Raw genomic sequence first — 22,407 nt, forward strand, 5'->3', positions numbered from 1 at the left:
ACGTCCATGTAGGCTCCGTCGCCGCATCCATGCGGCTCAGGGTCCCGCGAACCCACACACCCCCACCCTCGACAGTTAGCTGGCAGCCATAGCAAAGCAGAGCACTGCAAAGCTGCAACGGCACGGATCTAAATGCTCTGCTTCTTCGTTGCGATCCGACTCACTGTCACAGGTGGGTACGGGTGGGTTGGCGGGACCGTTGGGCGCCATGGATGGCGCCCACGAGCCTCCAAGGATGGATTCACGGCGTGTCCCGCCAACCCACCCGTACCCGCCAAGCCAGACACGCCCGCACCACCGGCTGTTGCAGTTGCAGTTGCTCCAGCTCTAGCTCTAGCTTTTCGCTTCTAAAAAGAAAAACAACCACCCCCACACTTCACGAAACGTTGAATCCTGTGTGAGGATTCGTTGAGCCGGGCCGGCCCACCATGGCCACACCTGCTGCCCCCACGCAGCCATCCCGGGCCCCGGCCCATACCAAGGAGCACCACCCGATGAGCAACCCCACCCGATCGCTGTCCCTGCTGGCTGCCACCGCGCTCGCCGCCGGCCTCGGCGTCACCGCGTCGGCGTCTGCCTTGAGCATGACCGACCTGGCCCAGGGCTACCTCGTTGCCGGACAGGCCGCGACCAAGGCCGCCGAAGGCAAATGTGGTGAAGGCAAGTGTGGCGCCCATGGCGACAAGGCCGGCACCCAGGCCGCTGACAAAGCTGCCACCACAACCGGTGCCAAGACCGCCGAAGGCAAGTGTGGCGAAGGCAAGTGCGGCGCCGACAAAGGCAAGGGCACCGACGCAAAAACCAAGGCCGCCGGCGACAAGAAGGCCGCGGAAGGCAAGTGCGGCGAAGGCAAGTGCGGTGCCAAGCACTGACCCCATCGCCCCGGGCATGCACCGGTCGCCGCTGCCTGCGGCGGCGACCGGACTCGGCCTGCGCCGCGCACTGCTGCAGACCCTGCGTGACGCCCCAACCGGCGACCTCGACTTCCTCGAATGCGCCCCGGAAAACTGGATCGGCGTGGGCGGCCCTGCCGGGGAGGCCCTCGCCGACCTCGCCCAGCGCTACCCGCTGAGCTGCCACGGCCTGTCCCTGTCGCTCGGCAGCACCGCGCCGCTGGATACCCAACTGCTTGCACAGGTGGGCCGCTTCCTCGACCAGCACCGCGTACCGCTGTACAGCGAACACCTGAGCTACTGCAGCGACGATGGCCACCTCTACGACCTGCTGCCCCTCCCCTTCACCGACGAAGCCGTGCACCACACCGCCGCGCGCATCGCCCGCGTGCAGGATGTCCTGGGCCGGCGCATCGCCGTGGAAAACGTCTCCTACTACCTCGCCCCCGAACCGGCCATGGACGAACTGGCTTTCACCAACGCCGTGCTGGCCGAAGCCGATTGCGACCTGCTGCTGGACGTCAACAACGTCTACGTCAACGCCTGCAACCACGGCTACGACGCCGACGCGTTCATCGCCGGGCTGCCCGCCGAGCGCATCGTCTGCCTGCACGTGGCCGGCCACCTGGACGAGGCCGAGGACCTCAAGATCGACACTCACGGCAGCGCCGTGATCGATCCGGTCTGGGATCTGCTGGCCCGCACCTACGCGCGCATCGGTGCACGCCCCACCCTGCTCGAACGCGACTTCAACTTCCCGCCCTATCCCGAACTGCGCGACGAACTGCGCACCATCCGCCAGCTGATGGCCGCACACGCCGGAGCCCCCCGTGACTGACGCGCCGGCCCGCCTGCACGCCCAGCAGCGGGCACTCACCACCCACCTGCGCGACCCGGCACAGGTAGCCTCGCCCGCGGGATTGGACGCACGGCGCTTGGCGGTCTACCGGCGACTGGTGTTCAACAACCTGCTCGGCCTGCTGGGCACCGGCTTTCCGGTCTGCGTGCAGCTGCTGGGCGATCCCGAGTGGACGGTGTTGGTAAGGCGCTTCGTGGCCGAACACCGCGCACAGACCCCGCTGTTCACTGAACTGGCCGCCGAGTTCGTGCAGTGGCTGCAAGCCCAGCCGACGCTGCCGCACCCGGCGCTGGCCGAACTGGCCCACTACGAGTGGGTGGAAACCGCGTTGTACCAGCTCGATGCCCGACCACTGCCAGCCACATCGGGGCTGGACCCGATGCACGCCCCCTTGCAGCGTTCGCCGTTGGCGTGGCCGCTGCTGTACCACTGGCCGGTGCACCGGCTGGGCAGTGACGACGCCCCCGACGCGCCCGGCGACGTCCCCACCGGGCTGCTGGTGCGGCGTGACCCGGATGGGCAGGTGCGTTTTGCGTCCATCAGCCCGATGGCCGCGCAGTTGCTGGAACAGATCGGCCAACAGCCCGGCCATGCCGGCACGTGGCACCTGCAGCAGCTTGCACGGGCCCACGGCCTGGCCGCCGATGCGCTGCTCGCCCCCGGGGCAGCGTTACTGCGCCAGTTCCACGACAGCGGCGTGATCGGCCCGGCCCCTCCCGCTTCCTGATCCCCCACCAAGGATTCCGTTGATGAAGACACCGTACCTGGCCGCCCTGCGCGGCCGGCTGGACCCGCTCGGCCCGTGGATTGCCCCGCTTGGCCTGCGCCTGCTGATGGCCTGGGAGTATTTCGAATCCGGCCGCGAGAAGCTGCACGGCAGCAACTGGTTCGGCGACCTGCAGCAGGCGTTTCCGTTTCCCTTCGACCAGGTACCGGCCAGCGTCAACTGGCAGCTGGCCACGTGGTTCGAGCTGGTGGGCGCGGCCTGCCTGCTGGTCGGCCTGGGCACGCGCATGGCCGCCAGCAGCCTGCTGGTGCTGACCATGGTGGCCACCGCCGCCGTGCATTGGCCCATGCACTGGGACGGACTGGGCGAGCTGGCGATGGGCTATGCCATCACCGACCAGGGCTTTGGCAACTTCAAGCTGCCGGTGCTGTTCATGGCCATGCTGCTGCCGCTGGCCCTGCAGGGGGCCGGCCCGCTGAGCCTGGACCGGCTGCTGCAGCGTTGCCTGGCACGCCCGCCTGCGCTGGCCTGAGCGCGGGGGGCGTACAGCCCCCCTCTGCTAGAATCCCCGCATGACAGATGCCGCCTTGCCCCCCACCGCCGCTCCGGCGCCTGCTGCCCCGGCAGTGAACCTGGCCATGTCCCAGCGCTTCCGCGGCTTCCTGCCGGTCGTGATCGACGTGGAGACCGGCGGCTTCGACTGCAACCGCAATGCGCTGCTCGAAATTGCCGCCGTGCCGATCGAGATGGACGAGAACGGGTTGCTGTACCCCGGCCAGACCGCCAGCGCCCACGTGATCCCGGCCGAAGGTTTGGAGATCGACCCGAAATCGCTGGAAATCACCGGCATCATCCTCGACCACCCGTTCCGACTGGCCAAGTCCGAGAAGGATGCGCTGGACCACATCTTCGCGCCGGTACGTGCGGCGGTGAAGAAGTACGGCTGCCAGCGCGCGATCCTGGTCGGGCACAACGCGCACTTCGACCTGGGCTTCGTCAACGCCGCGGTGAACCGGGTGGGCCACAAGCGCAACCCGTTCCACCCCTTCAGCGTGTTCGACACGGTGACCATGGCCGGCATCGCCTACGGCCAGACCGTCCTCGCCCGCGCCGCCGCTGCCGCCGGTCTGGGCTGGGACGCCGACGAAGCGCACAGCGCGGTGTACGACACCGAGCAGACCGCCAAGCTGTTCTGCACCATCGCCAACGCCTGGCCGCGGTAACCCGGTACGCCCATCGGCTCTACCCGATGTGTCGCTTCGCYKGGTAGAGCCGACCGTTGGTCGGCTGCYCTTCGCGCCAACCGCCTGYATGCCACGCACCGCGAACAGCCGACCAACGGTCGGCTCTACMCGATGTGTCRCTTCGCCKGGTAGAGCCGACCGTTGGTCGGCTGCTCTTCGCGCCAACCGCCTGCATGCCACSCACCGCGAAYAGCCGACCGTTGGTCGGCTGCTCTTCGCGACAACCGCCTGTATGCCACGCACCGCGAACAGCCGACCAACGGTCGGCTCTACCCGATTGCGGTGCGGTCGCGGCCTTCGCTCTTGGCCCGGTACAGCGCGCGGTCGGCGCGCTGGTAGAGCAGCATCGGGGTGCGGTCGGCGGCGTCCAGTTCCACCAGCCCCGCGCTGAAAGTCACCTTCAGGCCCGGCACGCCGGCCCAGTCCGGATGATCATGGAACAGCCCGCGCAGGCGCGCGCAGACCTGCGCCGCTTCGGCCAGGCGGGTGTCGTTGAGCAGCAGCGTGAACTCTTCGCCGCCGGTACGCGCGGGCATGTCCGAATCGCGGCAGGCCGAGGCGATCACGCGCGCCACTTCCACCAGCACCACGTCACCCACGCTGTGGCTGTGCTGGTCGTTGACCTCCTTGAAGTGGTCGATGTCCAGCACCACCAGGCACAGGGGGTGGCCGCTGCGTTGGGACCGGGCGAAGTCGCGTGCCAGTGCCTCATCGAACGCCCGCCGGTTGGGCAGCCCGGTCAAGGCATCTTCGCGTGCCTGCCGGCCGAACTGCTCGGCCTGCACCGCCAGCCGGTCGGCCAGTTCGGTTTTTTCCTGGTTCAACGCCTGCAGGTTCACCGTCTGCGCCTGCAGGTCGCGGGTGGCTTCGTCCACCATCTGCGCCAGGCGCACGTTGCTGGCCTTGTAGCGGTGGATCAGGTACAGGTACAACCCGATCAGACCGCCCAACAGCAGCAGCGCGGCCACCACCTGCACACTGCGGCGCTGCCACAGGAACGGTTCAACGGTGAATTCCCACACCGCCTCGCTGTCGCCCCAGCTGCCGCCGGGATGCGCGGCGGACACGTGCAGGGTGTAATCGCCCGGCGGCAGGCCGATGAACTCCACGCTGCGCTGCTGGCCGCGCTCGATCCAGCCCTTGTCCAGGCCGGCCAAGCGGGTGCGGTAGCGGATCCGCTCGGACATCAGGTAGCTCAGGCCCACATAGCTCACGCTGAGCCGGCGTCCACCGGGAATGCTGTTGTGGTTCTCGCCCTGCCAGTGCAGCGGCTTGCCATCGACCTGCACGCTTTCGATCACCGCCGGCGGCGCCAGCCGCTCGCGGAAGCGCTGCAGGCGCAGCGGGTCGACCATGCTCAGGCCGCCCGCGGTAACCACCCAGAACGTGCCGTCCTGGCGCAGGATGGCCGACGGGCCGGAACTGCCGTTGGCCTGCGAATTGGCCATGCCGTCGATCTCGTTGTAATGCTCCACCTCGACCCGCGCGGCGCGGCCATCGGCCACCTCGTTGAGCATCGCCATGTCGGTGCGCAGCACGCCGCGGTTGCTGCTGATCCAGACGTTGCCGATGCGGTCGGGCACCAGCTGGAACACGGTGTCCACCGGCATGCCCTGCTCCAGCCCGACCCGTGCCAGGCGGCCGTCCTGCCAGCGGTACAGGCCGCGGTCGCTGCTGACCCACATCGCGTCGCCCACCTGCTGGAAGCCGAACACGCTGCGACCGCCGCCCAGCGGCGCCAGGTCGATGCTCTGCACGCGGTTGCCGCGCAGCACGCGGATGCCCTCGATGGTGCCGATCCACAAGGCGCCGTCGGCGTCGTGGGCCAGGGCGGTGATCAGGCCGCCCGGCATGCCCGGCGCACGTGGCACTTCCACGCCGTGCTCATCGATGCGCACCACGCCCTTCTGGGTGCCTGCCCAGACCACGCCCGCGCGGTCCACGCTGATGGCGCGGATGTTGCCGCCGGGCAGGCCATCGGCGGTGCCGTAGTTGCGCACGGTGCGGCCCTGGGCATCCAGCCGGAACACCCCGTCGCCGAACGTGCCGACCCACAGATCATCCTCGTGGTCCTGGGCCAGGCTGAGCACCGAGGGTGTCTTGCCGCCGCTGTTGCGCAGCGCCACCGGCGAGAAACGGCCCTGTGCATCGCGCCGGTCCAGGCCGCTGGCACTGCCGATCCACAGCTGCCGCTGCTGGTCCTCCAGCACCGTGCGGATGTAGTCGCCGCTGAGCCCGTCGCGTTCGGTGAAGCTGCTGAACAAGGTTTCGCGCAGCCGGTACAGGCCACCGTTGGCGCCCACCCAGATGCTGCCTTCGGCGTCCTCGCGCAGGCTCACCACGCGCCCGCCGGGCAGCGACAGCCCGGTGGGCAGGCGCTCCAGGCCATGCCGCGACAGCCGCAGCAGGCCCTGATTCTCGGTGCCCAGCCACAGGTCGCCATGGCGATCCTGCAGCATCGCGGTGATGTGCATCACCCCGGGCAGGCGGTGCTGCAACTGCGGCACGCCATCCTGCATGCGGTAGATGCGTTCGCCGGCCACGATCCAGACCACGCCGTCCGGCCCGCGGTAGGGCCACACCAGGCCGTGCCCGAGCCCGAAACTTTCGGGCGCACGGCGCAGCACGCCGTCGGTGTCGCGCACCACCAGCCCGTCCAGGGTGCCCACCCAGACCCGGTCCTGCGCGTCCACCACCAGCTTGGTGAAGCTCATCGCCATCGGCACACCGGCCGGCGGCTTCTGGTACTCGATGCGACCGTCCGGGGCGAGGCTGCCGATGCCCTGCCCTTCGTACAGCAGCCACAGGCGGCCATGGCTGTCCATCTGCATGGCCTGGATCAGCACCTGCGGCGTACCGGGCTGGTGTTCGTAGACCTGCCAGCGCCCGTCGCTGCCGCGCCGGGTCACGTTGCCGCGTGAATCACTGATCCACAGCCCACCGCTGCGGTCCACCAGCAACGCGCCCACGCCGTTGTCGCGCAGGCCCGGCCGGGTGCTGCGGTCGAAGACGGTGAAATCCAGGCCGTTGTAGCGCACCAGCCCTTCCCAGGTGGCGAACCAGAGGTGGCCTTCGGGGGTCTGGGCAATGTCGCGCAACGAGTTGTGCGGCAGGCCATTGCGCGAGGTCCACACGTCGATGGCGTAGTCGCGCAGCGGCGGTGGGCCGTCCTGTGCCCCTACCGTGGACGGCAGCGCACACAGCAGGCACAGCCACAACACGGCCGTGCCAAGACACCGGGTCAACTGTCGATGTACCGGCCGCCACCGGCTCCCGCGCCCCCCTGGGTTCATCCGTGGGGACCGGCCGGAAAACAGCCTGGGCGCCGCGCGGCGGGCGGCGATGCACCGGTGGGGCAACCGTCGGGGAAAGACACGCTCATGCGGGAAAACGCGGGGGGAGTTGCCCATAGTAGGCAAAACCGCGCGTGTTTGTGTCGAGAAGCTCAGCCCGGGCGCCAGGTCCCCACGCGCAACGTGGCCGGCCATTCCACCACCGCCTCCAGCCCGCCCTGCGGATGGTTGCGCAACAGCAGCCGCGCGCCGTCCTTTTCGGCCAGGGCGCGGGCGATGGTCAGGCCCAGCCCGGCGCCGCCGGTCTCGCGCGAGCGCGAGGTTTCCAGCCGCACGAACGGATCAAACACCGCTTCCAGCTCTTCTTCCGGCAGGCCGGGGCCGCTGTCACGAATCCGCACGATCACCCGCTCGGCATCCTGCTCCACGCTGACCCGCGCCGATTGCCCGTAGGTGACCGCGTTGTCGACCAGGTTGGAGAACAACCGGTGCATCGCCAACGGGCGCAGCATCAGCACCGCCCCGCTGGGGTGTTCGAAGCGCACGTCGGCACCGGCTTCGCCGGCGTCTTCCACGATGCTTTCCAGCAGCGAGTCCAGGTCCAGCGCCGCGCGTTGTTCGGCGCTTTCGGCACTGCGCGCCAGCTCCAGGCCTTCGCGGATCAGCGCCTGCATCGCGGCCAGGTCGCCCACCAGGCGCTCGCGCAGCGCTTCATCGGCGACGTTCTCCAGCCGCAGGCGCAGCCGGGTAACCGGGGTCTGCAGGTCATGGGTGATCGCCGCCAGCATCTGGGTGCGTTCGCCAAGGTGGCGCTGCAGGCGCTTCTGCATGGCATTGAACGCTTCTGCGGCGCGCCGGACTTCCAGCGGCCCGGTCACGGGCATCGGCGCGCCCTGCAGATCATCGCCCAGTGCAGCGGCGGCCGCGGCCAGGCGTTGCAGCGGCGCGCTGGCCATGCGCGCCACGATATAGGCCAGCACCGCGATGGCCAGCACCAGCAGGGTCAGGAACAGCGGGTCCACCGCCAGGATGCCGTTGTGGGCCACCGCGGGCGAATCCAGGGCCAGCTGCAGCGGCGTACCGTCGCTCAGGCGCAGCGACACCATGCGGCATCGGGGCGGAATGAAGGCCGGGTCGCGCTCACGCGGCGGGCCGTTGCGCGGCTTCTTCGGGTGCGGCAGCTCGGGCAACATGGGCAGGCAGGAACGGAACGAGGTGAAGGCCACCTGGCTGCTCGACACCGCCCCGGGGCGATCCTCCAGCACCTCCATCAAGGCCGCGTCCGGGCGCCCTACCCGCGCACCGCGCGGCAGCCGCCGCACGCTGGGGCCACCGCTGTCGAGCAGGCGATCACGCAGCTCGGGGTTGCCATCAAGCAGGTTGACGTAGCCCTGCAGGCGGTCGGCGATGCGGTTGAGGTTCTGCCGCTCGAACTCCTGCTGGCGCTTCGAACTGGCCAGCATCGTCGCGCCGATCGCGGCCACGCTCATGCCCAGCAGCAGGATCACGAACAGGCGCCCCACCATGGAGGCGAAGAACCGGCGCAGGCGGTTCATTCCAGGGTCACTGCCGTGGCCAGCACATACCCTTCGTTGCGCACGGTCTTGATCAAGCCGTCGCTGCCGCCGTCGTCGGCCAGCTTGTTGCGCAGCCGGCTCACCTGCAGGTCGATCGCGCGGTCCTGCGACTCATAGCTGCGGCCGCTGCTGAGCGCCACCAGCTGCTCGCGCGACAACACCTTGTTGGCGTGCCCGACGAACACCCGCAGCAACCGGAACTCCGCCCCGGACAGCACCACCACACGGCCATCGGGATCGAGCAGGTGGCGATGCTCCAGGTCGAAGATCCAGTGCGAGAACCGGGCACGGCGAATGGCCAGTGGCTCCAGGTTGGCCGGCAGCGCTTCGGTGCGGCGCAGCACGTTGCGGATGCGCGCCAGCAGTTCGCGGGGCTCGAAGGGCTTGCCCAGGTAATCGTCGGCGCCCATCTCAAGGCCGAGCACGCGGTCGATCGGCTCGCTGCGCGCGGTAAGCATGATCACCGGCGTGTTGGAGCGCGCACGCAGGTCGCGGCACAAGGTAAGTCCGTCTTCGCGCGGCAGGTTGAGGTCGAGCACGATCAGGTCCACGTGCTCGCGTTCGAGTACCTGGCGCATGCCATGGCCATCGCCGGCCGTGCTCACCTGGTAGCCGGCACGGCCCAGTTGTTCGGCCAGCAGCTGGCGGATGTCGTTGTCGTCGTCGACGATCAGCAGTCGATGCATCGGGTTGGGAGTCTCCATGCGTCCATGATCCCCTGTCGGGAGCTGAACCGCATCCAGTGGTTTACGTACACGTGTTTCAAAGGCCGCCACAGACACACAACGACACACACCCGCCCCGGTCTGGTTACGCCGCGACACATGGCGAGTGTTGAGCCTTCGCCGAGCGGTCTTCACAATGCTGACAACGCCGCACGCCGGCCTGCCGAGTAGACGATCATCGTGAAGCCCCGCCTGCCCACCACCCGTCGCGGCCGTGTGCTGCTGTTGATCATCGTGATTGCCGTGCTGGGTGCGATTGTCGCATGGAGCCTGCGCAAGCCGGCCGCACCGGCCCTGGCCACCACGCCGGTCAGCCGTGGGGACATCGAACAGACCGTGGAAGCCACCGGGGTGATCGACGCCTACAAGCTGGTCAGCGTGGGCGCGCAGGCCTCGGGCCAGATCAAGTCGCTGAAGGTGCAGCTGGGCGATAGCGTCAAGCAGGGCGACCTGATCGCCGAGATCGACGCCACCACCCAGGAGAACCAGGTGCTCAACGCACAGGCCACGCTGGACCAGGTCAAGGCCCAGCGCTCGGTGCAGCAGGCCAGCCTGCGGGAAGCCGAACTGGAATTCGCCCGCCAGCAGCAGATGCTCGCCGCCGAGGCCACCTCGCGCGCCGAGTACGACGCCGCCGACGCCAAGCTGAAAACCGCGCGTGCCCAGATCCAGTCCTACGACGCGCAGATCAAGGGCCGCGAAACCGAACTGGGCACCGCCCGCGCCAACCTGGCCTATACCCGCATCATCGCGCCGATGGACGGCACCGTGGTCGCGGTGGTGGCTGAGGAAGGCCGCACCGTCAACGCCAACCAGACCGCACCGACCATCGTGATGCTGGCGCGGCTGGACCTGGTCACGGTCAACGCCGAGGTGTCCGAGGCGGACGTGGTGAAGATCAAGGCCGGCATGCCGGTGTACTTCACCACGCTGGGCGAGCCGGACCGCAAGTACCACGCCACCCTGCGCCAGGTGAACCCGGCACCGTCGTCGATCGCCAACGACAGTTCGTCCAGTTCCAGTTCGTCCAGCTCCAGCGCCAGCAGCGCGGTGTACTACAACGCACTGTTCGACGTGGAAAACCCCGACGGCACGCTGCGCATCGACATGACCGCACAGGTGTCGGTGATGCTCAAGCAGGCCAAGGGCGTGCTGACCATTCCGGCCGTGGCCCTCGGCCCGAAGACGCGCGATGGCCAGTACATGGTGCGCGTGGCCGATGCCGACGGCATGCCCACGCCGCGCAAGGTCAAGATCGGCATCAACAACGGCGCCACGGCCGAAGTACTGTCCGGGCTGAAGGAAGGCGAGAAGGTGGTGGTGGGTGAAGGCGGCGCGGCGGCCGGCGGCAGCGGCAGTGGCGGCCGCGGTGGGCAGGTACGGATCGGCGGCCCGGGCATGGGCGGACCGCGTCGATGACCCCGGCATCCACCGGCACGCCGCTGCTGCGCCTGCGCGACCTGCGCCGCGAATTTCCGGCCGGCGATGAAACGATCGCGGTGCTGCGCGACGTCAACCTGGACATCGCCGCCGGCGAGATCGTCGCCATCGTCGGCCAGTCCGGCTCGGGCAAGTCCACGCTGATGAACATCCTCGGCTGCCTGGACCGGCCCACGCGCGGCAGCTACCAGGTGGCCGGCCGCGAGACCGGCCGCATGGAACCGGACGAACTGGCCGAGCTGCGCCGCGAACATTTCGGCTTCATCTTCCAGCGCTACCACCTGCTCGGCGATCTGGACGCACGCGGCAACGTGGCCGTACCGGCGGTGTATGCGGGCAGCCCCGGCCCGGTGCGTACCGCGCGTGCCGAGCAGCTGCTGCAGCGGCTCGGGCTGGGCGACCGCATGAACCACAAACCCGGCCAGCTCTCCGGTGGCCAGCAGCAGCGCGTGTCGATCGCACGGGCGCTGATGAACGGTGGCGAGGTGATCCTCGCCGATGAGCCGACCGGCGCACTGGACACCAAATCCGGCGAAGAAGTGATGGGCATCCTCGGCGAGCTGCATGCCGAGGGCCACACCATCATCATCGTCACCCACGACATGAGCGTGGCCGAACACGCCCAGCGCATCATCGAGATCCGGGATGGCGAGATCATCGCCGACCGGATCAATCCGAATGCGCCGCGCTACCGCGCCCAGCGCCAGCCCACTGTGGCTGCCGGCAAGGGCCACAGCTGGAGGGCCGCGCGTGATCGCTTCACCGAAGCGTTCCGCATGGCCCTGCTGGCGATGAATGCCCACCGCCTGCGCACCTTTCTGACCATGCTCGGCATCATCATCGGCATCGCCTCGGTGGTCTCGGTGGTGGCGATGGGCAATGGCTCGCAGCAGCAGATCCTGCAGAACATCAGCGCGCTGGGCACCAACACCATCGACGTGTATCCCGGCCGCGGTTTCGGCGACATGCGCTCGGCGCGGGTGCAGACCCTCAAGGCCAGCGACGCCGATGCGCTGGGCCGTCAGAGCTACATCGACAGCGCCACGCCCAGTGTGTCTTCGTCAGTGACTGCGCGCTATCGCAATCAATCGGCCACCGCGCAGGTCAACGGCGTGGGCGAGCAGTTCTTCCGGGTCAAGGGCGTCACCCTGATCGCCGGCAGCTTCTTCGACACCGACGCGGTGCGCAGCCTGGCCCAGGTGGCGATCATCGATGAGAACACCCGTACCCAGTTCTTCCCCAACGGCGAAGACCCGGTGGGCCAGGTGATCCTGCTCGGCAACGTGCCGGTGCGCGTGGTCGGCGTGGCCCAGCGGCAGAGCTTCGGCTTTGGTGGCAGTACCAGCTTGAGCCTGTGGGTGCCCTACACCACGGTGATGTCGCGCATGCTGGGCCAGAGCCATGTGTCCAGCATCACGGTGCGCGTGGATGACGCCACCCCGATGGATGCCGCGCAGTCGGCAATTTCCAAGCTGTTGATCATGCGTCATGGCACCGAGGACTTCTTCCTCAGCAACAGCGCCGAGATCCGCCAGACCATCGAGCAGACCACCCGCACGATGACGCTGCTGATCAGTGCGATCGCCGCGATCGCGCTGCTGGTCGGTGGCATCGGCGTGATGAACATCATGCTGGTCTCGGTGACCGAGCGGACCCGCGAGATCGGCGTGCGCATGGCCGTCGGCGCGCGGCAGAGCGACATCCGCCAGCAGTTCCTGATCGAGGCGGTGCTGGTCTGCCTGCTCGGTGGGCTGCTAGGCGTCGGGCTGTCGCTGGTGGTCGGCTGGCTGTTCGGCAAATTCGCGCCGGACTTCCAGATGCTGTTCTCGACCGCGTCGATCGTCGCTGCGTTTGCCTGCTCCAGCCTGATCGGCGTGGCGTTCGGCTTCCTTCCGGCGCGTAATGCCGCCCAACTTGATCCCGTGGAGGCGCTGGCGCGCGAATGAAGATTTCTCCTGCTCTGCTGCACCCCGCTTCGCTGCGTCCACTGGTCCTGGCCTGCGTGACCGCACTGGCCTTGTCGGCCTGTGTCAGCACCGGCCGCTACCCGATCGATGCACCGGCGGTCCCGGCCACCTACGGCCGTGGCGATGCCGCCTTGAACACCCCCACCGAGGCGGTGACCGAACAACCGCATGCGGCGACGGCCGATGTCCGCCGCGATGCCTGGTGGACCCAGTTTGGTGACCCCGGCCTGGACCGCGTGATCGACCGCGCCCTGGCCGCCAATACGGACCTGGCCTCGGCCGGGCTGGCCGTGCAGCGCGCGCGCCTGCAGGCCGGGCTCGCCGACAACGCGCTGTGGCCGCAGCCCTCGGGCAGCGTCAGCAGCAGCGGCAACCGCCCCATCGACCAGAGCGCGGACTGGAACCGCGGCAGTTCGGCCGGCGTGTCGCTGCAATGGGAGATCGACCTCTGGGGGCGCCTGCGCACCCAACGCGACATCGCCCAGTGGGAGGCCAAGGCCAGCCAGGAGGACCTGCAGAACACCGCCCTGCTGGTGATCAGCGACGTGGCCACGCAGTATTGGACGCTGGCCTTCCTCAACCAGTCCATCGCCGCCGGCCAAGCCAACCTCGAACGCCTGCAGCGCACCCGCGAGCTGGTCCAGGCCCGCTTCGATGCCGGTGCGGTGTCGCGGCTGGAAGTGCGCCAGGCTGCCCAGAGCCTGGAGGCCCAGCGCGCCGCGCAGAGTGCACTGGAGCAGCAGCGCGTTGCCGCGCGCAATGCGTTGACGGTGCTGCTGGATGGGCAGCCGCTGGCACTGGCCGACGAGCCGCAGCAGCTGGCGCGTGTGGGCAGCCCGGTGGTCGCCGAAGGCCTGCCGGCCGATCTGCTCGGCCGCCGTCCGGACCTGCGCGCGGCCGAACTGCGCCTGCGCAACAGCCTGAAGACCATCAAGGTGACCGCCACCCAGTACTACCCGGCGCTGAGCCTGACCGGCAGCGTCGGTACCGGCGCCACCTCACTGTCGGACGTGCTGAAGAACCCGGTCGCCACCTTAGGGGCGGGGCTGTCGCTGCCGTTCCTCAACGTGCGCCAGGCGCAGTTGAACACCCGGCTGGCCGGTACCGATTACCAGATCGCCGCCAACGGCTTCCGTCGCACGCTGTACACCGCGCTGTCGGAGGTGGACAACGCCCTGTCCGCACGCACGCAGTTCGCCACGCAGGTGGCCGCCTCGCAGGCGTCCTACGACGAAGCCGTCGCGATCGAGCGGATGTACGAAGTGCGCTACCGGGTCGGCGCCACCGACCTGCGCACCTGGCTGGAAGCGCAGCAGACCCGGCGCGATGCCGAACTGTCGCTGGCCTCGGTGAGGCAACGGCAGTTGATCAACGACGTAACGTTGTTCAAGGCATTGGGCGGCAGCGCAGGCTGATCCCTGGTCGGGTCCACCCATTCCGGGATCGCGACGACGCAGCAGCGCGCGGGTACCCCACCGTGTAGAGCCGACCGTTGGTCGGCTGCCCTCAAGCAGCGCGCGTTGCGCGGTAGCCGACCAACGGTCGGCTCTACCCATTCCGGGATCGCGATGACACAGCAGCACGCGGCGACCCGACCGGGGTAGAGCCGACCGTTGGCCGGCTGCCTTCAAGCACCGCGCGCCGCACGCTAGCCGACCAACGGTCGGCTCTACCCATTTCGGGATCGCGACGACGCAACAGCACGCGGCGACCCCACCGCGTAGAGCCGACCGTTGGTCGGCTGCCCTCAGGCACCTCGCGTGGCGCGCTAGCCGACCAACGGTCGGCTCTACCCATTCCGGGATCGCGACGACACAGCAGCACGCGGTGACCCCACCGCGTAGAGCCGACCGTTGGTCGGCTGCCTTCAAGCACCGCGCGTTGCGCGCTAGCCGACCAACGGTCGGCTCTACCTATTCCGGGATTGCGAAGATGCAGCGGCACGCGGTGACCCCGCCGGGTAGAGCCGACCGTTGGTCGGCTGCCGTTCGGCGCCGCGCGCGTGCGGGGGTTACAGGCCGCGCTGGCGGACGGCCTCGAACAGGCTCACGCCGGTGGCGACGGAGACGTTGAGGCTTTCGATGTCGCCCGGCATCGGGATCTTGACCAGGCCGTCGCAGTTCTCGCGGGTCAAGCGACGCAGGCCGTCGGCTTCGCCGCCCAGCACCAGCGCCACGTTGCCCTTCAGGTCGATGGAGTACAGCGACGCGGTGGCTTCACCGGCCAGGCCGTAGATCCACACGCCCAGCTTCTGCAGGTCCTTCAGGCAGCGCGACAGGTTGGTCACCGCCACCACCGGGATGCGGTCGGCCGCACCGGCCGAGGTCTTGCGCACGGTCGCGTTGACCGTGGCCGACTTGTCCTTGGGAATGATCACCGCGGTGGCACCGGCGGCCGCCGCGCTGCGCAGGCAGGCGCCCAGGTTGTGCGGGTCCTGCACCTCGTCGAGGATCAGCAGCAGGGCCTTGCCCTCGGCCGCCTCGACCAGGCCTTCCAGTTCGTTCTCACCGTAGGTGCGTGCCGCCTGGTAGCGCGCGGCCACGCCCTGGTGGCGTACCGAGCCGCCCACGCCGTCGAGCGCCTGGGTGTTGACCTTGCGCACGTCGATGCCCTTGCGGCGCGCGTTCTCTTCAATCTCCACCAGCCGCGGATTCTTCGCGCTGGCCTCGATCAGCACCTCGCGGACGTTCTCGGCATCGTTCTCGATCGAAGAGGCGACAGCGTTGACGCCGACGATCCACTGGCTTTGCTTGCTCATTGCGGGGGCACGACCGGTACAGGGGGTGGTAATGGTAGAGCATCGAGGCCCCGCCTGCCCTGCCGGGCGTTCACGCCGGGGGCCTCACCCCTGGGCGCGGCACCGTCAGGGGGTGTCGTGGTCGGGGTGCTGGTGGCTGACCAGGCCCTGCAGCAGGGCCATCTCGGGGTCATCCTGGTCACGGATCACGCGCAGCGACGCCAGCGTGTCCACGAACGGCAGCTTGGCCTCGGTGCCGTACTGCACGGTGGGCGGCAGGCGCGCGGGTTCGTCGAAGGCACCGGCCGCAATGGCCATGCCGTCGGGCGCTTCGTAGGTCAGCGGGGTGCCGCAGTCGGGGCAGAAGCCGCGCTGGACCAGGTTGGAGGAGGCAAAGCGGCGTGGCTCGCCCCGGGTCCACCTGAAGTCGACGGTGCGGACGGAGACCAAGGGGGCGTAATAGGCACCGAAGGCCTTCTGGCACATCCGGCAATGGCAGATCGAACTGTCGGTGAGTTCGCCGCGGACGTGGAAGCGAATGGCGCCGCACTGGCAGCCGCCGCTGTATTCGGGGAGGTCGGGCATGGGCGCGCTCCGAATCAGGGTGGGGGTCCGGTTGAGGCGTACCGACCAACGGTCGGTACCTACCGGATAACAGTCGGTACCCACCAGATAACCGTCGGTACCCACCGGATGACGGTCGGTACCCCCCGTCTTGGTGTGGCCGCACCGGCAGGGCGGCCGTGGCGTACCGGCCGATAGCCGGTACGCCCGTCTTTCAGTATTTCTGCTTCTTGCGCTTGGCCGGCTGGCCGCGCGGCGGCTGTTCGGCCACCTCGTCGCCCTGCTCTTCGACCAGGCGGAAGTCGATCTTGCGCTCTTCCATGCTGGCCTTGAGCACCAGGATCCGCACGCGGTCGCCCAGGCGGTAAGCCTTGCCACGGCGTTCGCCGCTGAGCGTCTTGCGGGTGGCGTCGAACTGGTAATAGTCGTGCGGCAGCTGGGTCACGTGGACCAGGCCGTTGACCTTGGATTCGTCCAGTTCCACGAACAGGCCGAAGCTGGTCACGCCGCTGATCACGCCCTCGAACTGGCCGCCCACGTGCTTTTCCATCCACGCGGCGCGGTAGCGCTCGTCCACTTCGCGCTCGGCCTCGTCGGCCCGGCGCTCGCGTTCGGAGCACTGCAGCGCCAGCGCGGCCATCTCACGCGGCGAGTAGGTGTACTTCTCGGCCGGTGCGCCACTGAGCGCATGCTTGATCGCACGGTGCACCAGCAGATCGGGATAGCGGCGGATCGGCGAGGTGAAGTGTGCGTACGCGTCCAGCGACAGACCGAAGTGGCCCTGGTTGTCCGGCGAATACACCGCCAGGCTCTGGCTGCGCAGCAGCACCGATTCCAGCAGCGCCGCGTCCGGACGCTCGCGCACCTTCTTGAGCAGCTTGGTGTAATCGCCCGGCTGCACCTTCGACCACGGCGGCAGGCTCAGCTTGAATTCCTTCAGGAACTCCAGCAGGTCGTCGTACTTGGCTTCCGGCGGCTTGGCGTGGTCGCGGAACGGCGCGGGCACCTGCTTGTGCAGCAGGTAGCGCGCAGCCTGCACGTTGGCGGCGATCATGCATTCTTCAATCAGCTTGTGCGCGTCGTTGCGCACCAGCATGCCGGCCTGGGTCACTTCGCCGGTGTTGTCCAGCACGAAGCGCACTTCAGAGGATTCAAACTCGATCGCGCCGCGCTTGGTACGGGCCTTGGCCAGCACCTTGTACAGCTGGTGCAGGCGCTCGACCTGCGGCAGCACCGCAGCGATTTCCTTGCGCACCGCCGGGTCGTTCTCACCGACCGCCTGCCAGACCTGGTTGTAGGTCAGGCGGGCATGCGAATTCATCACCGCTTCGTAGAAGCGCGAATGAATCACCTCACCGTCGCGGTTCACCTGCATGTCGCAGACGAAGCACATGCGGTCGACCTTGGGCATCAGCGAGCAGATGCCGTTGGACAGCGTCTCCGGCAGCATCGGCACCACGAACCCCGGGAAATACACCGAGGTGGCGCGCTTCTGCGCTTCGTCATCCAGCGGCGTGCCGGGGCGGACGTAGTTGGACACGTCGGCGATGGCCACCACCAGGCGGAAGCCTTCGGCATTCGGTTCGCAGAACACCGCGTCATCGAAGTCCTTGGCGTCTTCACCGTCAATGGTCACCAGTGGCGTGCTGCGCAGGTCCACGCGGTTGCCCAGCATGGCCGGCTCGACCACCAGCGGTACCGAGGCGGCCTCGTTGAGCACCTCCTGCGGGAACTCGAACGGCAGTTCATGACCGTGGATCGCGGTTTCCACGATCAGCGAGGCGGTCAGCTTGTCGCCGAGCACCGCGATGATGCGGCCGATCGGCGGGCGGCGGGTATCCGGGGCCTGGGTCAGCTCGCAGACCACCAGCTGGCCGTCGCGGGCCTCGCCGATCTGGTCCGGCGGAATCTGCACGTTGCGCTGTACCCGCTTGTCGTCGGGCACCACGTAATTGATGCCGAACTCGACGCTGAAGCGGCCAATCAGGCGGGTCATGCCGCGCTCGAGCACGCGGGCGATGCTGCCCTCGCGGCGGCCGCGGCGATCGATACCGGTCACGTTGGCCAGCACGCGGTCGCCGTGCATGACCTTGCGCATTTCATACGGCGGCAGGAACAGGTCGTCCCCGCCCTCCACCGGACGCAGGAAGCCGAAGCCTTCCGGGTTGGCGATGACCACGCCGGTGATCAGGTTGGTGGCCTGCACCGGGGCGAACCCGCCGCGGCGGTTCTGCACCAGCTGGCCATCACGCACCATCGCGCCGAGGCGCTTGCCCAGCGCGTCGGCGCGGTCCGGTTCGGTCAGGCCGAGGTGGATGCCGACTTCCTCGGCGGTCTGCGGGCCGTCGCAGCGGTCAAGCAGCTGCAGGATGGCTTCGCGGCTGGCGATCGGCTGCGCATAGCGCTCGGCCTCACGCGCGGCATGGGGATCAATCACATTCATGTCGGTAGCAGTGGGATGCGGGCGGCGACGGGTCGGGATCGGCGCGCCGGCATCCGGCTTGGGGCCGGACCGCTTGCCACCGCGCGGCGGCGCTGGGGTGTTCATTGATTCGGGCATCCACGGTGGCAGCTTGCCGGCCTTCTTGGCGGCAGCGCGGGGCTTGCCCGACGGACCGGCAGCCTGCTTGGGCGCCGGGGACTTGGGGGCTTTCGCGCCCTGGGTCGGTTTCTTTGGTTTCATTGGCCTCCATGGTAACCGCTGACAGTGTGCAGAACCGGTCATGGGCGCGGCATATGCAGGTTTGTGAAGAAATTTAACAAAACCGTTGACAAGCCCCGGCGGCATCTTCACAATTCGCCTCCTGAGTCGCCCAGGTGGCGGAATTGGTAGACGCACTAGCTTCAGGTGCTAGCGGGGGCAACTTCGTGGAGGTTCGAGTCCTCTCCTGGGCACCATGACTCAGACAATGATCAAACCCGCGCAAGCGGGTTTTTTCGTTTCCGGGGTCTGCTGATCAGGCATCCGGATCGTAATAGCGGCGCGCCAGTCCCGCTCGCCCGGGGAAGTGCTTGAACCAGGGCCGGGCCGCGTCGATCACTGCGGCCACCGCGGTGTGCGCCATCAGCCGCTCCACATAGGCAGACAGCGCCGCGTGCGCATCCGGCACTGGCACGTAGGCCACCGCATAGAACAGCGCCGGCGCCGCAGCGCAATCGGCCAGGGTGAACGCCTCGCCCGCCAACCAGCGCCGCCCGTCCACCTGCCGGTCCAACAGCGCATAGCTGTTCAGCAGCGTCGCGCGGGCGGCGGCGGTCGTCGCGCCACCGGCGTCGCTGGCAGGCTGCAACAAGGCGGCGGTGAGCGCCTGCATCGGCGTCATCACATACAGGTCGCAGATCCGGTCCCAGAACCGCACCTCCAGCGCCTGCGCCGGATCCTGCGGAATCAGCCGCGGCCCGTCGGCGGCATGATGGCGCTGCAGGTGCTCGATGATGATGCTGGTTTCGCCGATGGGCCTGCCCTGCTCGACCAGCAGCGGCATCTTGCCCAGCGGCCACAGCGCCCGGAACGCCGCGCGCTCAACCGGGTCGCCGAGGTTCAACAGCCGCGCGTCCAGCGGCACGTCCAGGACGTGGGCGGCGATGAGTACCTTCTGGCAGCACGAGGACAGTGGATGGAAATGCAGGATCGGGGTTTCCATGGGAACGCCTTGCTGCCGGGTAGGGCCGAGTATTTTCAGGGTCCACCGCCGGGGTCAAGCCGCGCCGCGCCACCGGCCGATGCACTCAGTGCGGATACGGGGTCAGGATGCATTGACAGCCCTGTATTGCTTCCGCATAATTCGCCTCCTGAGTCGCCCAGGTGGCGGAATTGGTAGACGCACTAGCTTCAGGTGCTAGCGGGGGCAACTTCGTGGAGGTTCGAGTCCTCTCCTGGGCACCACGACTCGGTAAATGATCAAACCCGCGCAAGCGGGTTTTTTCGTTTCTGCGGTTCGATGTTCTGCGTGTGGCATGCACGCTTCGGCCGCCATGCAGGGCGATGATCCGGCAGTGCGCGACGATAGAAATTTTCCGCGACATGCTGTTGACACATTGGTGGTTCTCCCGCAGAATTCTCCTCCTGAGTCGCCCAGGTGGCGGAATTGGTAGACGCACTAGCTTCAGGTGCTAGCGGGGGCAACTTCGTGGAGGTTCGAGTCCTCTCCTGGGCACCATGACTCAGACAATGATCAAACCCGCGCAAGCGGGTTTTTTCATGTCTGGGGTTTGGGGGGGGGTTGTTTTTTTTAGAAGCTAAAGCAAGAGCTGAAGCCGGAGCCAGAGCCAGAGCCAGAGCCAGAGCCGGAGCCGGAGCATTGGTTGTGCGCTTGCGACGGGGTGGTCGGGGGTGTGTGGGTTCGCGGGACACGCCGTGAATCCATCCCTGGAGGCTCGTGAGCGCCATCCATGGCGCCCAACGGTCCCGCGAACCCACACACGTCTCGGCTTCACAGCCTCTCGGCTGCTGAGCTGTTGAGCTGTTGAGCTGTTGAGCTGTTGAGCTGTTGAGCTGTTGAGCTGCTGAGCTGTTGGCTCTTCATTACGCACCGACTCACTTTCAAGGGCGGGTACGGGTGGGTTGGCGGGACCGTAGAGCGCCATGGATGGCGCGAACGAGCCTACAAGGACGTACTTGCGGCGTGTCCCGACAATCCACCCGTACCCGACCAAGCCAGTGGCAGTACAAATGAGTTGCTGTTGCTGTTGCTGTTGCTCTGCTGTTGCCCTGCTCTTGCTCTTAACCAGCACCCCACAAAAAAAAACCCCGTCTTTCGACGGGGTTTTTTCGTTTCAGATCAGACGCGGATCAATGCCCGCCGGCCGACGCTGCACCCGCCCCTGCACCAAACGGCGGCTTGGCCAGCCACAGGAAGGCGATGATCGCCAGGAAGATCCAGCCCAGCAGGAAGAAGATGTCGTTGAAGCCCATCTGCGACGCCTGGTGGTTGATCATGTTGTTCAGCGCCGCCGCCCCCTGTTGCAGGTTGCCCTGCCCCATCGCCGCTACCTGGTCCTGCATGCCCGGCTGATACGCCGAAATGTGCTCGGTCAGATCCGCGTGGTGCACCTGCGTCCGGCGTGCCCACAGCCACGTCGTCAACGATGCCGCGAAACTGCCGCCCAGCGTACGCAGGAACGTCGCCAGCCCCGACCCCGCCGCGATCTCGCGACCGTCCAGGTCCGACAGCAGAATCTGCAGCACCGGCATGAAGAACAATGCCACGCCAATACCCATGATCAACTGCACGCCTGCCACGTGGGCATAGTCCACCTGCAGGTTGAAGTCCGAGCGCATGAAACTGGTGAAGGACAGGAACACGAACGCGAACGACGCGATCATCCGCATGTCGAACCGCGACGCGTACTTGCCCACGAACGGCGTCATGATCACCGGCAGAATGCCGATCGGCGCCGTCGCCAGGCCCGCCCAGATCGCCGTGTAGCCCATGTCGCGCTGCAACCACTGCGGGATCAGCAGCGACACACTGAAGAATGCCGCATACGCCACCACCATCGCCAGCGTGCCGGCGCGGAAATTGCGGTGCCGGAACAGCTTCAGGTCGACGATCGGATCCTTGTCGGTCAACTCCCAGATCAGGAACACCGCCAGCGCCACCACCGCCACGCAGGCCAGCACCACGATCTTGGTCGAAGCGAACCAGTCCTCATCGTTGCCCAGGTCGAGCACCAGCTGCAGTGCGCCCACACCGATCACCAGCGTGATCAGGCCGACGTAATCCATCTTCGGCTTTTCGGTCTGCTCCGGGCGGCCCTTCAACTGGCTGCCCACCACCATCGCCGCGAAGATGCCCAACGGCACGTTGATCAGGAAGATCCATTCCCAACTGTAGTTGTCGGTGATCCAGCCGCCCAGGATCGGGCCGCAGATCGGTGCCACCACCGTGATCATCGCCAGCAGCGCCAGCGCCTGCCCGCGTTTCTCGCGCGGGTAGATCGAAACCAGCAGCGACTGCGTGATCGGGTACATCGGACCGGCCACGAAGCCCTGCAGCGCGCGCGACAGCACCAGCATGCCCATGCTCTGGGCCAGGCCGCACAGCAGCGAGGTGATCACGAACGCCAGCGTCGCCCAGACGAACAGCTTGCGTTCGCCGAAGCGGCGGCTGAGCCAACCGGTCAGGGGCAGCGCGATCGCGGTACTCACCGCGAACGAGGTGATTACCCAGGTGGCCTGCTGCGAACTCGCACCGAGGTTACCGGCGATGGTGGGCAGCGACACGTTGGCGATGGTGGTGTCGAGCACCTGCATGAACGAGGCCATCGCCAGGCCCACGGTGCACAGGGCCACGCTCGGTGGCAGGAAGCCGGCGGCCGCACTGGGCGCCGCCGGTGCGCCCGGAGTGCCGGGCGCGGCTGGAGCTTGGGCGGACATGG

The 22,407-nt window shown here is 67.8% G+C and carries 16 protein-coding genes and 3 tRNA genes; 11 read left to right on the top strand and 8 right to left on the bottom strand.

The window, feature by feature from the left end; translation table 11 throughout:
* Window positions 1-494 precede the first annotated feature (494 nt).
* From AC1DCJ_RS02355 to rnt, 5 genes are read left to right on the top strand one after another with little or no spacing between them, the layout of a single operon-like run.
* Window positions 495-872, top strand: a complete 378-nt coding sequence (locus AC1DCJ_RS02355) for an HvfA family oxazolone/thioamide-modified RiPP metallophore (RefSeq protein WP_478069985.1) — start codon at window positions 495-497, stop codon at window positions 870-872.
* Entirely contained in the window at window positions 859-1,731 is an 873-nt protein-coding gene (locus AC1DCJ_RS02360; RefSeq protein ID WP_478069986.1) for an HvfB family MNIO-type RiPP peptide maturase, read from the top strand. The genes AC1DCJ_RS02355 and AC1DCJ_RS02360 overlap by 14 nt, the downstream gene beginning before the upstream one ends.
* Window positions 1,724-2,479, top strand: coding sequence for an HvfC family RiPP maturation protein (locus AC1DCJ_RS02365; protein ID WP_478069987.1), 756 nt, complete (start codon window positions 1,724-1,726; stop codon window positions 2,477-2,479). Before AC1DCJ_RS02360 ends, AC1DCJ_RS02365 begins: the two co-directional genes overlap by 8 nt.
* 22 nt (window positions 2,480-2,501) lie before the next feature.
* Window positions 2,502-3,011, top strand: a complete 510-nt coding sequence (locus tag AC1DCJ_RS02370; protein WP_478069988.1) for an HvfX family Cu-binding RiPP maturation protein — start codon at window positions 2,502-2,504, stop codon at window positions 3,009-3,011.
* A gap of 40 nt (window positions 3,012-3,051) precedes the next feature.
* Window positions 3,052-3,702: a ribonuclease T gene (gene rnt, locus AC1DCJ_RS02375; RefSeq protein ID WP_392732672.1), complete on the top strand. Its 651-nt coding sequence runs from the start codon at window positions 3,052-3,054 to the stop codon at window positions 3,700-3,702.
* A 290-nt stretch (window positions 3,703-3,992) separates the two neighbouring features.
* Here rnt and AC1DCJ_RS02380 read toward each other — a convergent pair whose 3' ends face one another.
* The 3 genes from AC1DCJ_RS02380 to AC1DCJ_RS02390 all read right to left on the bottom strand — a co-directional run bounded on the left by AC1DCJ_RS02380 (window position 3,993) and on the right by AC1DCJ_RS02390 (window position 9,297).
* Window positions 3,993-7,016: a two-component regulator propeller domain-containing protein gene (locus tag AC1DCJ_RS02380; protein WP_478069989.1), complete on the bottom strand. Its 3,024-nt coding sequence runs from the start codon at window positions 7,014-7,016 to the stop codon at window positions 3,993-3,995.
* A 152-nt stretch (window positions 7,017-7,168) separates the two neighbouring features.
* A complete protein-coding gene (locus AC1DCJ_RS02385; protein WP_320488370.1) occupies window positions 7,169-8,572 on the bottom strand; it encodes an ATP-binding protein in 1,404 nt (467 codons plus the stop codon).
* Entirely contained in the window at window positions 8,569-9,297 is a 729-nt protein-coding gene (locus AC1DCJ_RS02390) for a response regulator (protein WP_137189022.1), read from the bottom strand. The genes AC1DCJ_RS02385 and AC1DCJ_RS02390 overlap by 4 nt, the downstream gene beginning before the upstream one ends.
* 201 nt (window positions 9,298-9,498) lie before the next feature.
* Between AC1DCJ_RS02390 and AC1DCJ_RS02395 the strand changes: the two genes are divergently transcribed.
* From AC1DCJ_RS02395 to AC1DCJ_RS02405, 3 genes are read left to right on the top strand one after another with little or no spacing between them, the layout of a single operon-like run.
* Window positions 9,499-10,737: an efflux RND transporter periplasmic adaptor subunit gene (locus tag AC1DCJ_RS02395; RefSeq protein WP_137189021.1), complete on the top strand. Its 1,239-nt coding sequence runs from the start codon at window positions 9,499-9,501 to the stop codon at window positions 10,735-10,737.
* Window positions 10,734-12,704 carry a MacB family efflux pump subunit gene (locus AC1DCJ_RS02400; protein ID WP_478069990.1) on the top strand — a complete coding sequence of 657 codons (1,971 nt, stop codon included), beginning with the start codon at window positions 10,734-10,736 and terminating at the stop codon, window positions 12,702-12,704. The genes AC1DCJ_RS02395 and AC1DCJ_RS02400 overlap by 4 nt, the downstream gene beginning before the upstream one ends.
* A complete protein-coding gene (locus AC1DCJ_RS02405) occupies window positions 12,701-14,140 on the top strand; it encodes a TolC family protein (protein WP_478069991.1) in 1,440 nt (479 codons plus the stop codon). The genes AC1DCJ_RS02400 and AC1DCJ_RS02405 overlap by 4 nt, the downstream gene beginning before the upstream one ends.
* Before the next feature lie 596 nt (window positions 14,141-14,736).
* Here the strand turns inward: AC1DCJ_RS02405 and rlmB are convergent.
* The 3 genes from rlmB to rnr form a co-directional block, all read right to left on the bottom strand.
* Complete coding sequence (gene rlmB, locus AC1DCJ_RS02410) at window positions 14,737-15,483, bottom strand: 23S rRNA (guanosine(2251)-2'-O)-methyltransferase RlmB (protein ID WP_038689409.1); 747 nt, start codon at window positions 15,481-15,483, stop codon at window positions 14,737-14,739.
* Window positions 15,484-15,588: 105 nt separating this feature from the next.
* Window positions 15,589-16,047 (bottom strand): GFA family protein, encoded by a 459-nt coding sequence (locus AC1DCJ_RS02415; protein ID WP_478069992.1) that lies wholly within the window; start codon window positions 16,045-16,047, stop codon window positions 15,589-15,591.
* Window positions 16,048-16,240: 193 nt separating this feature from the next.
* Window positions 16,241-18,751 carry a ribonuclease R gene (gene rnr, locus AC1DCJ_RS02420; protein ID WP_478069993.1) on the bottom strand — a complete coding sequence of 837 codons (2,511 nt, stop codon included), beginning with the start codon at window positions 18,749-18,751 and terminating at the stop codon, window positions 16,241-16,243.
* An 86-nt stretch (window positions 18,752-18,837) separates the two neighbouring features.
* On the opposite strand from rnr, the gene AC1DCJ_RS02425 reads away from it, so the two are divergent.
* A tRNA-Leu gene (locus tag AC1DCJ_RS02425) sits at window positions 18,838-18,924 on the top strand.
* A gap of 59 nt (window positions 18,925-18,983) precedes the next feature.
* Here the strand turns inward: AC1DCJ_RS02425 and AC1DCJ_RS02430 are convergent.
* Complete coding sequence (locus tag AC1DCJ_RS02430) at window positions 18,984-19,670, bottom strand: glutathione S-transferase family protein (RefSeq protein ID WP_478069994.1); 687 nt, start codon at window positions 19,668-19,670, stop codon at window positions 18,984-18,986.
* 155 nt (window positions 19,671-19,825) lie between these two features.
* On the opposite strand from AC1DCJ_RS02430, the gene AC1DCJ_RS02435 reads away from it, so the two are divergent.
* Window positions 19,826-19,912, top strand: a tRNA-Leu gene (locus tag AC1DCJ_RS02435).
* A gap of 187 nt (window positions 19,913-20,099) precedes the next feature.
* A tRNA-Leu gene (locus AC1DCJ_RS02440) sits at window positions 20,100-20,186 on the top strand.
* Window positions 20,187-20,818: 632 nt separating this feature from the next.
* On the opposite strand, the gene emrB is transcribed toward AC1DCJ_RS02440, so the two are convergent.
* Complete coding sequence (gene emrB / locus AC1DCJ_RS02445; protein WP_137189016.1) at window positions 20,819-22,405, bottom strand: multidrug efflux MFS transporter permease subunit EmrB; 1,587 nt, start codon at window positions 22,403-22,405, stop codon at window positions 20,819-20,821.
* Between the last annotated feature and the right edge of the window lie 2 nt (window positions 22,406-22,407).

This window comes from Stenotrophomonas sp. 10N36 (assembly GCF_056395005.1).